The 14,267-nt window shown below is 28.9% G+C and carries 16 protein-coding genes; 8 read left to right on the top strand and 8 right to left on the bottom strand.

Annotated elements, in window-relative coordinates; genetic code table 11:
• The first annotated feature begins 55 nt into the window (after window positions 1–55).
• The 3 genes from BN1865_RS13750 to BN1865_RS13740 all read left to right on the top strand — a co-directional run bounded on the left by BN1865_RS13750 (window position 56) and on the right by BN1865_RS13740 (window position 3,593).
• Window positions 56–928 (top strand): DegV family protein, encoded by an 873-nt coding sequence (locus BN1865_RS13750; RefSeq protein ID WP_050637840.1) that lies wholly within the window; start codon window positions 56–58, stop codon window positions 926–928.
• A gap of 92 nt (window positions 929–1,020) precedes the next feature.
• Entirely contained in the window at window positions 1,021–2,778 is a 1,758-nt protein-coding gene (gene rnjA / locus BN1865_RS13745; RefSeq protein WP_050637839.1) for a ribonuclease J1, read from the top strand.
• Complete coding sequence (locus BN1865_RS13740) at window positions 2,775–3,593, top strand: metallophosphoesterase (protein ID WP_050637838.1); 819 nt, start codon at window positions 2,775–2,777, stop codon at window positions 3,591–3,593. Before rnjA ends, BN1865_RS13740 begins: the two co-directional genes overlap by 4 nt.
• 171 nt (window positions 3,594–3,764) lie before the next feature.
• On the opposite strand, the gene BN1865_RS13735 is transcribed toward BN1865_RS13740, so the two are convergent.
• A complete protein-coding gene (locus BN1865_RS13735; RefSeq protein WP_050637837.1) occupies window positions 3,765–4,577 on the bottom strand; it encodes a MurR/RpiR family transcriptional regulator in 813 nt (270 codons plus the stop codon).
• Window positions 4,574–5,335: a metallophosphoesterase gene (locus tag BN1865_RS13730; RefSeq protein ID WP_050637836.1), complete on the bottom strand. Its 762-nt coding sequence runs from the start codon at window positions 5,333–5,335 to the stop codon at window positions 4,574–4,576. The genes BN1865_RS13735 and BN1865_RS13730 overlap by 4 nt, the downstream gene beginning before the upstream one ends.
• Before the next feature lie 158 nt (window positions 5,336–5,493).
• Here BN1865_RS13730 and BN1865_RS13725 point away from each other — a divergent pair, with 158 nt between their 5' ends.
• Window positions 5,494–6,141 carry a PTS sugar transporter subunit IIB gene (locus BN1865_RS13725; RefSeq protein WP_050637835.1) on the top strand — a complete coding sequence of 216 codons (648 nt, stop codon included), beginning with the start codon at window positions 5,494–5,496 and terminating at the stop codon, window positions 6,139–6,141.
• An 11-nt stretch (window positions 6,142–6,152) separates the two neighbouring features.
• On the opposite strand, the gene hflX is transcribed toward BN1865_RS13725, so the two are convergent.
• Window positions 6,153–7,376: a GTPase HflX gene (gene hflX, locus BN1865_RS13720; protein ID WP_050637834.1), complete on the bottom strand. Its 1,224-nt coding sequence runs from the start codon at window positions 7,374–7,376 to the stop codon at window positions 6,153–6,155.
• A 33-nt stretch (window positions 7,377–7,409) separates the two neighbouring features.
• On the opposite strand from hflX, the gene BN1865_RS13715 reads away from it, so the two are divergent.
• The 3 genes from BN1865_RS13715 (at window position 7,410) to rbr (ending at window position 9,437) form a co-directional block, all read left to right on the top strand.
• Window positions 7,410–8,330: a nucleoside recognition domain-containing protein gene (locus tag BN1865_RS13715; RefSeq protein ID WP_050637833.1), complete on the top strand. Its 921-nt coding sequence runs from the start codon at window positions 7,410–7,412 to the stop codon at window positions 8,328–8,330.
• Between the two features lie 97 nt (window positions 8,331–8,427).
• Window positions 8,428–8,832: a Fur family transcriptional regulator gene (locus tag BN1865_RS13710; protein ID WP_050637832.1), complete on the top strand. Its 405-nt coding sequence runs from the start codon at window positions 8,428–8,430 to the stop codon at window positions 8,830–8,832.
• A gap of 17 nt (window positions 8,833–8,849) precedes the next feature.
• The gene (rbr, locus tag BN1865_RS13705) at window positions 8,850–9,437 is read left to right on the top strand and encodes a rubrerythrin (protein WP_050637831.1); all 588 of its coding nucleotides are present in this window, start codon (window positions 8,850–8,852) and stop codon (window positions 9,435–9,437) included.
• A 53-nt stretch (window positions 9,438–9,490) separates the two neighbouring features.
• Here the strand turns inward: rbr and BN1865_RS13700 are convergent, their stop codons facing one another.
• The 5 genes from BN1865_RS13700 to BN1865_RS13680 all read right to left on the bottom strand — a co-directional run bounded on the left by BN1865_RS13700 (window position 9,491) and on the right by BN1865_RS13680 (window position 13,585).
• Complete coding sequence (locus BN1865_RS13700; RefSeq protein WP_050637830.1) at window positions 9,491–10,045, bottom strand: DUF2812 domain-containing protein; 555 nt, start codon at window positions 10,043–10,045, stop codon at window positions 9,491–9,493.
• Window positions 10,045–10,362 carry a PadR family transcriptional regulator gene (locus BN1865_RS13695; RefSeq protein ID WP_050637829.1) on the bottom strand — a complete coding sequence of 106 codons (318 nt, stop codon included), beginning with the start codon at window positions 10,360–10,362 and terminating at the stop codon, window positions 10,045–10,047. The genes BN1865_RS13700 and BN1865_RS13695 overlap by 1 nt, the downstream gene beginning before the upstream one ends.
• A 202-nt stretch (window positions 10,363–10,564) precedes the next feature.
• Window positions 10,565–11,044, bottom strand: a complete 480-nt coding sequence (locus BN1865_RS13690; RefSeq protein WP_050637828.1) for a FliH/SctL family protein — start codon at window positions 11,042–11,044, stop codon at window positions 10,565–10,567.
• Between the two features lie 261 nt (window positions 11,045–11,305).
• Window positions 11,306–12,532, bottom strand: coding sequence for an ATP-binding protein (locus tag BN1865_RS13685; RefSeq protein ID WP_050637827.1), 1,227 nt, complete (start codon window positions 12,530–12,532; stop codon window positions 11,306–11,308).
• Window positions 12,533–12,946: 414 nt separating this feature from the next.
• Window positions 12,947–13,585 (bottom strand): phosphatase PAP2 family protein, encoded by a 639-nt coding sequence (locus tag BN1865_RS13680; RefSeq protein WP_232780403.1) that lies wholly within the window; start codon window positions 13,583–13,585, stop codon window positions 12,947–12,949.
• Window positions 13,586–13,664: 79 nt separating this feature from the next.
• Between BN1865_RS13680 and BN1865_RS13675 the strand changes: the two genes are divergently transcribed.
• Complete coding sequence (locus BN1865_RS13675) at window positions 13,665–14,261, top strand: HAD family hydrolase (RefSeq protein WP_050637825.1); 597 nt, start codon at window positions 13,665–13,667, stop codon at window positions 14,259–14,261.
• The last annotated feature ends 6 nt before the right edge of the window (window positions 14,262–14,267 follow it).

The following is a 14,267-nucleotide window of genomic DNA, read 5'->3' as shown; positions in this document are numbered from 1 at the left end:
TAAATAAGATAAAATAGTAATGTCAAATTACATACAATAATTAAGGAGGAATTCCATGAAAGTCGCTATAATGACTGATAGCAATAGTGGTATTACACAAAAAGAAGCTAAAGAATTAGGAATATTTGTGTTACCAATGCCTTTTACTATAGATGGTCAAGAGTTTGAAGAAGATATCAATCTCTCTCAAGAAGAGTTTTATGATAAATTAATGAATGGTGCTGAAGTTTTTACTTCTCAGCCAGCGGCTGGAGAAGTAACAAATTTTTTCAATAATATCTTAAAAGATTATGATCAAATTGTACACATCCCTATGTCAAGTGGCTTAAGTGGTTCTTGTCAAACAGCAATGATGTTAGCTGAAGAAGAGGAATATAAGAACAAGGTCTATGTTGTTGATTCACAAAGAATTTCAGTAACACAAAAATATGATGTATTAGATGCATTAGAGTTGGCTAAGCAAGGTAAAGATGCTAAAGAAATCCATGATATTCTTATGGAAAACAAACTCAATGCAACAATTTATATTACTGTTAATACTTTAGAATATTTAAAAAAAGGTGGTAGAATTACACCTGCCGCAGCGGCATTAGGTGGATTACTTAAAATCAAGCCAATTTTAACAATTCAAGGTGAAAAGCTCGATTCTTTCCAGAAAACACGTACAATGGCTAAGGCTACCAAAATAATGATTAATGCAACTTTAGAAGATATCAAAACACGTATTGATCCAACACATGAAGATATGTCAGGAGCACGTATTATGATTGCTTATACTTATGATAAAGAACAAGCTCTTGAACTTAAAAAACAAGCCGAGGAAACATTCCCTCATCATGAAATTATCTGTGATCCTTTATCATTAAGTGTTGCTTGTCATATTGGTCCACATTCACTTGCAGTTGCTGCATGTAAAAAGATTATTTAGTATGTAAATGAGAATGGCTTCCATTCTCATTCATTTTATTATAAAATGAAGACAAAGTGGTATACTATAAAAAAGAAAGAAAGGTGAAAAGAATGGCAGATATGCCTCAAAAACGTTCTCCTCAACGCAGAAGAACACCTCATAATAATAGAACAAAAAAATCGACGAATATAAAAAAAGAAAACCATTCATTAGATACAAAGGTTTTTGCTTTAGGAGGACTTAACGAAGTCGGAAAAAACATGTACTGTATTGAACATGATGATGAAATCATCATTATTGATGCAGGTGTCAAATTCGCCGAGGATGGTTTACCAGGAATTGATTATGTTATTCCTGATTATTCTTATTTAAAACGTAATCAAAAGAAGATTAAAGGTCTTTTAATTACTCATGGTCATGAAGATCATATAGGTGGGATTCCTTTCCTACTCCAAGTTGTCTCTGTTCCTTTTGTTTATGCTTCTCCTCTTGCCTGTGCAATGATTAGAAGAAAATTAGAAGAAAGACGACTCACAAATGCAACAAAACTTGTTCAAATTAATAATCTTTATCAAGTAAAAACAAAACATTTCAATATTGGTTTCTTTAAAACAAACCATTCTATTCCCGAATCATTAGGAATTATTGTGAACACACCTAATGGACGTGTTGTTTCTACTGGTGATTTTAAATTTGATTTAACACCTGTAGGTGATCCTGCTGATTATCAGGTGATGTCTTTTTTAGGTGAAACTGGTGTAACCTTATTATTAAGTGATTCAACGAATGCTGAAGTCCCTAATTTTTCTATTAGTGAAAAACAAGTTGCTTATAGTGTTCAAGAAGAATTTAGAAAAACTGAGGGAAGACTTATTGTTGCAACTTTTGCATCTAATGTTCATCGTGTTCAACAAATTATTGATGCAGCTGTTAAATTTAATCGTAAGATTCTTGTCTTTGGACGTTCAATGGAAAATAACATTCAAGTTTCAAGAAAATTAGGATATATCAAATGTCCAGATCGTTTCTTTATTAAAAACGATGAAGCTAAACGCTTACCAGATAACGAAATTCTTATCTTATGTACTGGAAGTCAAGGAGAAGCCTTAGCTGCCTTAAGCCGAATTGCTAATGGAACACATCGTCAGATTTCTATTAAACCTGGTGATACTGTTTTATTCTCATCTAATCCTATTCCAGGTAATGCTGGAAGTGTTAGCAAAGTCATTAATAAACTTTATCGTGCTGGAGCTCGTGTTTTAACAAATGAAGCTATTAATAATTTGCATACATCTGGTCATGCTTCACAAGAAGAACAAAAATTAATGTTATTATTAACAAGACCAAAATACTTTTTCCCAGTCCATGGGGAATATCGTATGTTAAAAATTCATGCGAAATTATTTGAAGAGGTTGGTTTAACAAAAGGAAATTCATTTGTTTTATCTAATGGTGATTCTATATTATTACGTAACGGAGAAGCAAGATTAGGTCCTCGTGTACATGTTGATGATATTTATGTGGATGGTAATGATATCACTGGATTATCTACTGCAGTCTTAAGAGATCGACAGATTTTAAGTGAAGATGGAATGGTTTCTGTTCTTATTTCAATGGATTCTCGTTCTGGATGTTTACTCAACAAACCAATTATTATGTCTAGAGGTTTTGTTTATATGCAAGAAAGCAAAGAGATGATCAGAGAAGCTGAATTTTTAGTAAGTCGTGAATTAAGTCAATTATTAAAACGTAAAACAACTTTTGGTGAAATCAAAACAACAATCAGAGATACTCTTGGACCATACTTTTATCATAAGACAAAACGTAATCCAATGATTATTCCTGTTATCATGAATAAAAAAGCATGAAAAAACTAAAATTATTAAGACGATTAATTCTTTTATTAATCGTCTTTGGTTTATTCTTTATTGGTTTTTATACATATGCTTTATCACCAAAAGATTATACTTTTTCTCGTTATGAATACGTTCATAAAAATATCAATTCAAAATTAAATGGGTTTAAAATTGCGTTTATTACTGATATTCATTTATCAGATAAAAACAATCTTGAACGTTTTCAAGAAATGATTACTAAACTTAACGACTATCCTTTTGATATGGTTATCTTTGGTGGAGATTTATATGATGGTCATGTTTTTAGTGCTAAAGAAGTCTCTTCTGCATTAAAAAATATTGATTGTAAATATGGAAAATTTGCAGTTTTAGGAGAAAATGATAAAAAATCATCATTAGAAGTAACACAAGTTCTTAATGATGGTGGCTTTGAAGTTATTGAAAATGAAATCAGAACAATCTATTATAAAGATACATCATTTCTTTTATTAGCTACTGATGATCAAACTGATATATCTACACTAAAAGGTGATACTCAAACAATTAAAATCGCTATTGCACATCAACCAGATACATTTTCTCAAAATCAAGGAAAGATAAATTTCCAATTATCTGGACATAGTGGTGGTGGCTCTATATATATTCCTTATTATGGTCCATTAATGACTATTGACGGTGCAAAAACATATAATCATGGAATTTATCAAAATAGTGGGTCTACATTATTAGTATCTAATGGTTTCTCTGGTCCATCTAGTTTCCCATATAAATTCTTTGCAAGAAATGAAATTAATATTATTACTTTAAGTTCAAGTAGCAGTTCTTAACTGCTACTTTTTTTCTGATATAGATAGTATTTGCATAGATAATTATTAGCTATTTTCAATGAAATTAAAAAATCAGTTTCATTTGATCAAGTAATAAAATCAAGAAAAAAAGACCCTATATAATTTTTAAAGTCTAGGATCTGTTTCACATTTATTGAATATACATAATCTTTATTTTTTCGTTCCATACTTTAAATGATACAAAGCTTCCAATACTTCAAATATATAAGTAATCGAAAACTTCCCAATCAGTGAATGATGATTGTTCCCAACATGTAAAATCATATCCACTTTATCACTATACGCAAACTCATCCAATTGTGTAATTGCAATGACATATGCATGACTCTTCATCAAGGCTCTCATTGCATCTGGATGATCTTGAAAGAAACCTCCAGCTATCGATGTTACAATCACTAGATCTTGATCATCTAATGACTTATAAATTTCTTTTTGCTGTTCTAAAGGATACATAGCAATACAATCTTTTCCTAAATAAGATAATTCAATTTGTAATTGCATAGAAACAGATTGTGTAAAAAAGTTTCCAGCAAAACAAATACGTGAAGAATCATGAATTTTATCAACAATTTTCATTAAATCTTCATATTGAATATTATCATAAGTATCTTGTAAATTATGAATAATATTCTGAAAATGATCTTTAAAAATTTCTTTTCCTTCATTAATGGTATCTCTTGAAGGAAGCTGATGATCAAAATACAAACGTTTTGCATCCTGATTAAAGAAATTTAAATTCATTGTCACATCATTTTTAAAATCTGCAAATGATTCATAATTCAATTTCCTGCATAGTCGAGAGATCGTTGCAGTAGAAACATAACACATATCAGCAACCTCTGTAATAGTGCTATGTGGAATTTGATATATATTTTGAAGTATTTTCTTAGCAGCCCCCCAATAAACATCATGCACATTCGTCATGTTTATAAAATTAATTAAATTATAGAATGCACTTCTCACTTAGGCTGTCCCTCCTCATATTTAATCACTGTCACTTCACCTGTTGTTAAACAAAGACAATTAAGCTGTCCTTTATTACCAACAGCTAATCCACCATCAATAGCGATCTTATTATGGTAATCAGGATCATACCAGATATCAAAAGAATGATCATCATTAATAAAACAGCATGGTGTATGTCCAAAGATGTAAGTATATTGAGGATTAGCTTCATTCAAATAGAAGTACTCTCTAATCCAAGCTAATATTTCTTCATCATTTTCTTCTAAAGGTATTTCTGGGTCAACACCTGCATGAACCAATACATAGTGTTTTCCATTGACATCTAATTCAATATAACTAGGTAATGAATCAATAAATGCAATCAGTTCTTTTATAAACATCTGTTTTAAATCAAAATATTCTTCATACGGAATATAATCTTTTTGCAAATATTCACGTATACTATTCACTGTCTTTTGTGCACCATTTTGCTTCCACAATCGATACGGATTTGATCTTTCAGAATCTAGATCATTATATTTCAAAGCAGTCTGCATAGACTGACGCATCATAATTTCATGATTACCTTTAATCATATGAATATTATCCATCGCTTGAACAAAATAATAAATATCAATACTATTAGGACCTCTATCCATAATATCACCTAATATATATAACTCATCATCATCTGTAAACCCAATGCGATCAAGCAATAACTGCAACAAAACAAATTGACCATGAAGATCCGATATAACAAATATTCTTTTTTCCATATATCATCACCCCATTACATTCTACCATAATTATTTTTTTTATTAAACTAAACATGCTTATATTTTAAAAATTAAAATTATTTCTTAATAATCTTTTCTATTCAAGAAAAAGGTTTCCGTTCTTCTCAAAAAAGGTTATGATATAAAAGAAGGTGATAATGATGTTAGAAGAATTCTATTTACAATTATATCATGATTTCTTTTTTAAATGGATTACCTTGAATGCCAATACATACCTAAAAGACGGTATTGATTGTCAGATTGAAGAAGAAAATGAAAGATTTCAATCCATTTCTTTTACAATGCCTCATGTTACTGGATTAGTGACACTCTGGTACAATAATATTGTAGAAGAAGAAATTCATCATAAAGATAGTCACGAACTTTTATTCTATTTGCATTATACAATTGTTGATCTTGGTCAATGCCATAATTTATTCAATGAATTTTATCAAACTTTAATTAAACATAATAACCAAAAAGAAATTAAAATAGCGATGTGCTGTAGTGGTGGCTTATCTACTTCTGTCTTTGTAGAAGAAATGAAAGAAGTCTGTAAACTAGAAAACATTCCATTTAAACTGTATTCTCTTTCAATTGATCAAATCTATACAGACTTCCAAAATTATGAAGCTTTATATTTAGCTCCACAGATTGCTTATTTCAAGCCAAATATCCTAGCCCACATTAAACGTCAAATTCCTGTCCATTGTATTGATCCAACAGACTTTGCAACAAAAGATTATCGTCAAATTATCAAAACTATTCAAAACAACTATATAAAAGACTCAAAATGCTACAATTGATGTAGCATTTTTTAGTTAATTTTATGATATATATATTTTTGATATTTATATTTCTTTTTATTATCAACATAAAAAGAAATATAAATGCCTTTATCTAAATAATTTTCTGTAATGATTTCATAATATTGTTTAATTTCACTATAAATTTGTCCATCTTCATAAGGAATATATAACTCAATTAATTCATAATCTTTAAAGAGTGTTTCAATCATCATATTTTCTAAGACATCTAAATTGGTTCCTTCTTTCACTGATACAAAAACAGCTGGTTCTTGAATCTGTAAAAAAGCATAACGATCTTTATCTACTTTATTATAAACATAAATCATTGGTGTATTCTTAACTCCAAGTGCCTCTAAAACTTCTAAAGTCGTTTCAATTTGTGTTTCACAATAAGTTGATGATGAATCAATAACATGTAACAACAAATCTGCTTCTTTTACCTCTTCAAGCGTTGAACGAAAAGCTTGAATGAGATGGTGTGGTAACTGATTAATAAAACCCACTGTATCACTCATAACAATATGATGATTTCTTAATTTCACTTGTCTTGATGCAGTCTGTAAAGAAGCAAATAACATATCCTCCTGAAACACTTTTTTATCTGTAAAGTAATTCAATAAAGATGATTTTCCACTATTTGTATAACCAACTAAACAAACAACTTTTTCTTGATTTCTTTTACGTAATTGTCGTTGCGTTTGACGCTGTTTAACAATGGCTTGAAGTTCACGTCTTGCTTGTAATAATTCTCGATGAATCACTCTTCGATCAAGTTCTATCTGCTTTTCACCACTGCCTCTAAAACCCGAACCACCTTGTTGAGAATAGAGTTCTTCTTTCATTCCTGCTAAACGTGGCAAAAGATATTGATTACGTGCAATTTGCACCTGTAACTTGGCTTCTTTTGTTTTCGCACGTGATTCAAAAATACGCAGTATCAAATCACTACGATCAGTGACTTCAACAGCTAAAGCATCACTTAGATTTTTAACTTGTAATGGTGATAATTCTTCATTAAAAATAACAATATCATCATCACTAACTCGCTTTTTTAATTCTTCTACTTTTCCTTTTCCAATATAATATTTTGCTGATATTTGATCTAACTTTTGAATCATAATATCCTTAACTTCTATATGACAAGCTATACTTAATTCTTTTAATTCATTCATTGATATATCAAGATCATAATCCATATGATCATATTCTACTCCAACTAAAATTGCCTTCACATTCTCACCTCTTCTCTATTATAAGGAGTCATTATGAAAAAAGCCAACTATTATTTCACTCTCTGTCTTGTTTTATTCACAACTATATTTTCATTCATGAATATGTTTCAAATTGTAAAAGTTTCTACAAACGTTATTCAGATTGTTTTAACCAATCTTTTACCCTCATTATTACCATTTATGATCCTTATTTCATTATGTTTATCTCTTGGTCTCTTTCAGCTTTTTAGTTACTTTATTCAATTTTTATTTTCACCATTATTTCATCTTACACCACATATGGCTTCATTATATTTTGTATCTTTCTTTTGTGGTTATCCAACAAATGCAAAAATTATTAAAGAATCTTACCAATTAGGTTATTTAAATATTAATCAATTACAACATCTTCTCTCCATTGCTTCTTTTTCCTCATTAAGCTTTATCTTTGTTTCTCTTCATCTTCCCTTTCAAATTGCTATAACAATTTATATAAGTCATATTCTTCCAAGTATTCTTAAAGCATTTCTTCATCATGATAGTTATCAGTTTTTAAGTTTTGAAGAGACTCTTTATGAATTAAAAAATCCCCATATCAGCTTTGTAGAAGCATTAAAACAAAGTATTACATCTTCATTAACAGCGTTTATATTTATTCTAGGATATATGCTTGTTTTTCAATTTGTTGGGTATAGTTTAGGAACAATTATTCATAATCATTTTCTACTTACTATTATTCAAGGATTTTTAGAATTCAGTTCTGGTTCTATTCAATTGTTACAATATCATCATTTTTTAGTTTATCCATTTGTAAGTTTTTACCTTTCTTTTTCTGGATTATCTGTACTTATGCAAGTAGACAATATTTTAGAAGGAATTCCGTATTCATTCTCGATTTACTTTAAAGATCGTATCGTTCATGGTATTTGTTCTTTTTTACTATGTTGTATACTACAATATTTCTTTCTTTTATAGAGTTACAATTTATTTTCCAATTTATAGGTGACATGAATTGACATTATCATAATATGTGTTAAAATAATAGTAACCATTATTAATAAGGAGGAATATTATGGCTGAGACAAAATTAAGATACTCTAAACAAAGAGAAACTATCTATGATGTCTTGAAAGATGATTGTTCACATCCTAATGTTGATCGTATCTATATGAATGTTCGTAAAATCATTCCTGATATAAGCTTAGGGACCGTTTATAGGAATTTGAATTTACTTGCTGATCAAAAAAGAATTATCCGTTTGGATGTTGGTGATGGTGTTGTCCATTTTGATGCACGAATTGAACCACACTATCATTTGGTTTGTGATCAATGTGGTAGTATTCAAGATTTATTTTTAGATGATGCTCTTATTTCCCCTCTTATCGATAAGGTTCAAGATATCTGCGACGACCAGATTACTTCTGCGGAGATATTATTCCATGGAACTTGTCGCCACTGCTTAAAAACGAAACATTAGAAAGGAGGGCATATCAAATGCCTACATTAAAAGGATCAAAAACTGCTAACAACTTATTACATGCTTTTGCTGGAGAATCTCAAGCAAGAAATCGTTACACTTATTATTCATCAATTGCTAAAAAAGAAGGATATGTACAAATCGCTAATATCTTTGAAGAAACTGCTAACCAAGAAAAAGAACATGCCAAAAGATTAATGAAATTATTAAATGCTGAACTTAAAGGTGAAGCATTACATGTTGAAGGTGATTTCCCAATCATGTTAGGAACAACTGCAGAATGCTTAAAAGCTGCTGCTGCTGGTGAAAATGAAGAATGGACAGACATGTATCCAGAATTCGCTAAAATTGCTGATGAAGAAGGATTCCCAGAAATCGCTAATGTATGTAGAAGTATTGCTGTTGCTGAAAAAATGCATGAAGCAAGATATTTAAAATTATTAGAAAACTTAGAAAATGGAACTGTTTTTGAAAAAGCTGAAACAGTGACTTGGAAATGTAATAACTGTGGATTTATTTATGAAGGAACAAAAGCTCCTGAAAGATGTCCAGCTTGTGATCATCCTCAAGCTCATTTTGAAGCTTATACTTTCTTTAAAGGATAATATAAAAATTTACACCCTCAGGTTCTCCTGAGGGCTTTTTATTTATAAATATTTTATTCATCTAATGGATGAGTAAGTTCATGGATGAGTTTATTAAGCTTAATAACATTTCTTACACTAATGGTTAATAAAAATGTCATAATGAGTGTATAAACAATCATAATTGTTCTAAATACAGTATCATTTTGCCAATTTATAAATGACAGAAAATATCCTAGGAAAAAAAGCATTGGTATGACTATAAATGTTTGTCGCCACATCACCTTTTTAATCATATCTATTTTCGAATCATTATCACTAAATATTTCATTATCTTGAACATTAAGTGTTGATTTTTTCTTTCTAAAATAATACCATGTTTGAAACTTCATAATATACTCCCAGCCACAATCAGAAAATATCTGTATATAGGCTTCTTCATCTTGATTATTTTCATTATAATCTAAACGATAAATATATTCTTCAGGCTCACATTTTTCAAAAACGTACTTTGTCATATAACTATAACTTTTAAATTTCCATCCTTGACGATGCTGTTCTTCTAAAAACTTTTGTTCATCTAAAAAATCAGCCAATCCAAAAAACCTTCTTAAAATTTTTGTTTCCATTATAAACTCACCCCTCGACTATTTTTATACAACCTTTCAATACGTTTTATCTCAATATTTAGAATCATTTGTCCTAATTCAGTTATCATATAACACTTTCTTTTACCTTCTTCTTTTGTAAATCTAATCAGTCCATCTTTTTCCATTTTAGAAAGACTCCCATACATTGTTCCAGCCCCGATTTGGATTTCTTTATTTGTCATATCACTTACTTTTTGAATAATGTTATAACCATGCATCTCATCCTGCAAACAAAACAAAATATAAAATCCCGTCTCAGTCATCGGTATATAAATACGTTTTATTTTATCATCCATTTTTATCATTCCTTTTCGTTATATATACCATTGCTATTGCTACTCCTACCCCCATAGCAATCCAAGGCCAAGCTGCCATCACAAAATCATATATCATATTTTCATCTCCTTTATATCGTATCTCGATATATCACACTATGATTATATCAAGGTGCGATATATAAGTCAATAAAAAAAGACAAAATCAATTTGTCCCTTCTCATTATGAAGCAAATATCTCTATGTATAGTGAACGTTCCTCTTTGGGGATATCTAAGAAATCTAATGCTTCTTCTAATGTATAAGCATTTTTACTCATCAATTTTTTTATTGATACAATTATCCCTTGTTGTTTGCCAATGAGTTTACCTTCGATTAATCCATCCTGCCTTCCAATAGCTTTTCCTCTTGCTTCTCCAATGGCTTCACCTTCAAGCAATCCCTTTCTTCTAATCTCTTCCCATATCTCACACATCTCTCTTTTCCCTCCTTCATTTTCTTTGTAATATCTTACTCTCTTTCTTAGAAACTCATAATGAATATCTTTTGGATCAGTACAGAACATATCATGCATTAATCTCCCTAGTGCTGTATCCTCCTGAATGTTTGCATTTACATAGATAATCTCAGTTCCTTCATCAAGTCTCTCATTATTTTCATCAATTCTATAACGACTATGATAGATTGGCAATCCATATCCCAATACCTCTGTCTCGGTCTGGCAATATAATCAAGATAATCAGTGCTATTTTCACAAATCAAAATACTCATTACACAACCTCCTTATATTGATATAAGGGATCCTAATAATAATAATATACTATAATATTTGCTTAAAGTAAATATCTATTTAAAAGTTCTCCTTACTTATATATACGCAAAAAAAGTTCATTTTTAACATTTTCATATATATATATAATGAATAGAATGACTACAAAAAAAGAATGAAATCACTTTTTCATTCTTAAATCACATTCACAGACATGACAAATATATTTTGACTTAAAGGATAATTTTTTTCCGTATTACATAAAATACATGATTCTTTGATTTTATACTGACTGTTTTTTAATTGTTTAAATGCTTTTACATCAGAGAGTTTAAAACTAACACCTTTTTTTATTTCAATGAGTGTTAATTGAGCATTTTCTAATAAAATCAAATCTATTTCATTTTGATTATTATCACGATAATAATAAGCATCAAACTCTTGATTATTATTAAGATAACTCTTTCTAATCTCATTAACTACAAAAGTTTCCATAAATGCTCCTGCAAAATGACTTGCTAATAAGCTTTCATAATCTTTCAGTTTAGCTAAATAACACGCTAAACCTGTATCAGTAAAATAAACTTTAGGTGCCTTTACAATTCTTTTCTTCATAGACATTTCATGATAAGGCTGTAACAAGTAAATGATTCCACTTGCTTGTAAAACAGAAAGCCATTCTTTAATCGTCACTGCACTCACTTCTACCTCTTTAGATAAAGAAGCATAATTTAACTGTTGTCCTGTTAAACTAGCAAGTATCTGCATAAAATTATGAAATTTTAACTTTTCTTTTAAATTTATTATTTCAGACACATCTCTGTCAATATAGGTATGCATATAATCAGAATAATATTTCTCAGAAGAATGATTTCTTCGATTATAAAGTTCTGGAAAGTATCCTCTATGAATTTCTTTGAATAATTCATCAATACTACGATAAATAAACTTTTTCTTCATTGTTTCCATATTAACTTTAAATGGTTTTTCTTCAACACCTCTTATTTCATTAACAGATAATGGACTCATATTAATAATTGTTGCTCTACCAGCCAATGATTGACTAACACCTCGCATCATTTGAAAATCCTGTGAACCAGTTAATATAAATAAACCAGTTGATTTCTTTTGTTCAATTCTCGCTTTATTACAAATAGATTCAATAACTTCCAAAAGAATTGGAGCATATTGAATTTCATCAATGATCAGTGGATAACCATGATATTGAATAAATAGTTTTGGATCATCAATAGCCATTCTACGATTATCTATATCATCAAGAGAAACATAATGAAAATCAAATTCTTCTTGTAAAGATATAGCCAATGTAGATTTCCCAACTTGCCTCGCCCCAGTCAAAACAATAACTGGATATAAATCAAGAGAATCAATAACATACTTTTTGATAGTTCTTTGAATCATATCATTGCCTCCTTATACAAATCTAAGTTTAAACCTTTGATTTGTATAAAATTATACACTCATTTTTAAATATTGTCTAGTGACTTACTATATATAATATACCCACTATAATCACTTTATTAATAAAATACTTTTTAACGAATAAAAAAATAAAACTATCCGATTGATAGATATAACAAATATATTTCAATTAAGTCATATTTTTTGATACATCGCCACATTTTTATACAAATCAAAAGTTATAGTTTTAATTTGTATAAAAATAATCTTCTTATCTATATGAAATCTTATTTATATATCCGTAGTATTATTATCACTATTCTTCTTAAAAAAAGAAGAAACAATTCATTTTCATTTGTCTTAATGTCACAAGTTTTAATACTTGTTTTTACTAACTCATAAACTTCATCATAATCAGATGTTTATACTTTTCTTATATTTATACATATACTTTCCAATGATGTAAATGACAAGTACCAAGACAATTGCTGCAATCACATCAATAAATGCATGTTGTTTAATCATCACTGTTGATAAACAAATTAAAAATGTCAATCCTATAATACTACCAGATAATATTTTATGTGTTTTGATAGTTTCACTTTTAAGCAAAGAAATAGACATCATGATACTATTATAAACATGAATACTTGGACAAACGTTGGTTGGAGAATCTATTGAATATATAAAACTAACTAACATTTGGAATATATTTTCATTATTAAGTGCCACTCTTAAATCTTGTCCATTTGGAAAAATAGCATAAATAACTAAACAAATTATCATACCAGTAAAAAGATAAAAAGCCGTTCTTTTAAATCCTTCCTGATCAATAAATATAAAATATGCAAAACCTAAAGCTATAAATACAAACCACAATAAATAAGGAATAACAAAATATTCATTAAAAGGAATATATTGATCTATAAAAGAAGTTGTCATCACTGTCTTCGTAGAAAACCGATTTTCTAAAAATAAAAATCCAGTCATATAGACAATTAAAAAAACAATTAAATATTTTATATTTTCATATTTCTGTAAAAAGACTTTCATGATTTATTCCTCCATGTTAGAATATATAATACAATGATGGTTAAATAATGTGAATTCTATATGAATGGAGTCTAATTATATGAAAAATATTATCTTTGATATTGGAAATGTGCTCTTAGATTTTCAACCAGAAGAATATCTTCTACAATATTTTGATAAAACAGTTATGGGTGATTTAATGACAATTGTTTTTTCTAGTGATGAATGGATTGAACTGGACATGGGAACGATGATGTTACCAGAAGTCATGCAATCTCTCACAACAAGACATCCTCATTATCATGATGAAATTATCTTCTTTTTAAAAAATTGGACCAATATGATGGTTCCAATTCAGCAGACAGTTGATATTCTTTATGAGTTAAAAGATAAACATTATCAATTATATATATTGTCTAATTTTTCAACTGAAGCAATTGATATTCTTTATCAAAGATATTCTTTTTTCAATCTTTTTGATGGTGCTGTTATATCATCACAAGAAAAACTAGTAAAGCCAGAAGAAAAAATCTATCAAGTTTTACTTGATAGATATTCATTAATTCCTCAGGAATCAGTTTTTATTGATGATTTATTATCAAATGTAAGTACTGCTGAAAGATTAGGTATTCATGGTATTTATTTACCTTATCAAAAAGATTTAAAAACAGAGTTAATGAAAATGAATATTTTATAGAAATGG

The organism is Candidatus Stoquefichus sp. SB1 (assembly GCF_001244545.1).
In the GTDB taxonomy this organism is placed as follows: domain Bacteria; phylum Bacillota_I; class Bacilli_A; order Erysipelotrichales; family Coprobacillaceae; genus Stoquefichus.
This window is presented reverse-complemented; position numbering and strand designations above follow the sequence as displayed.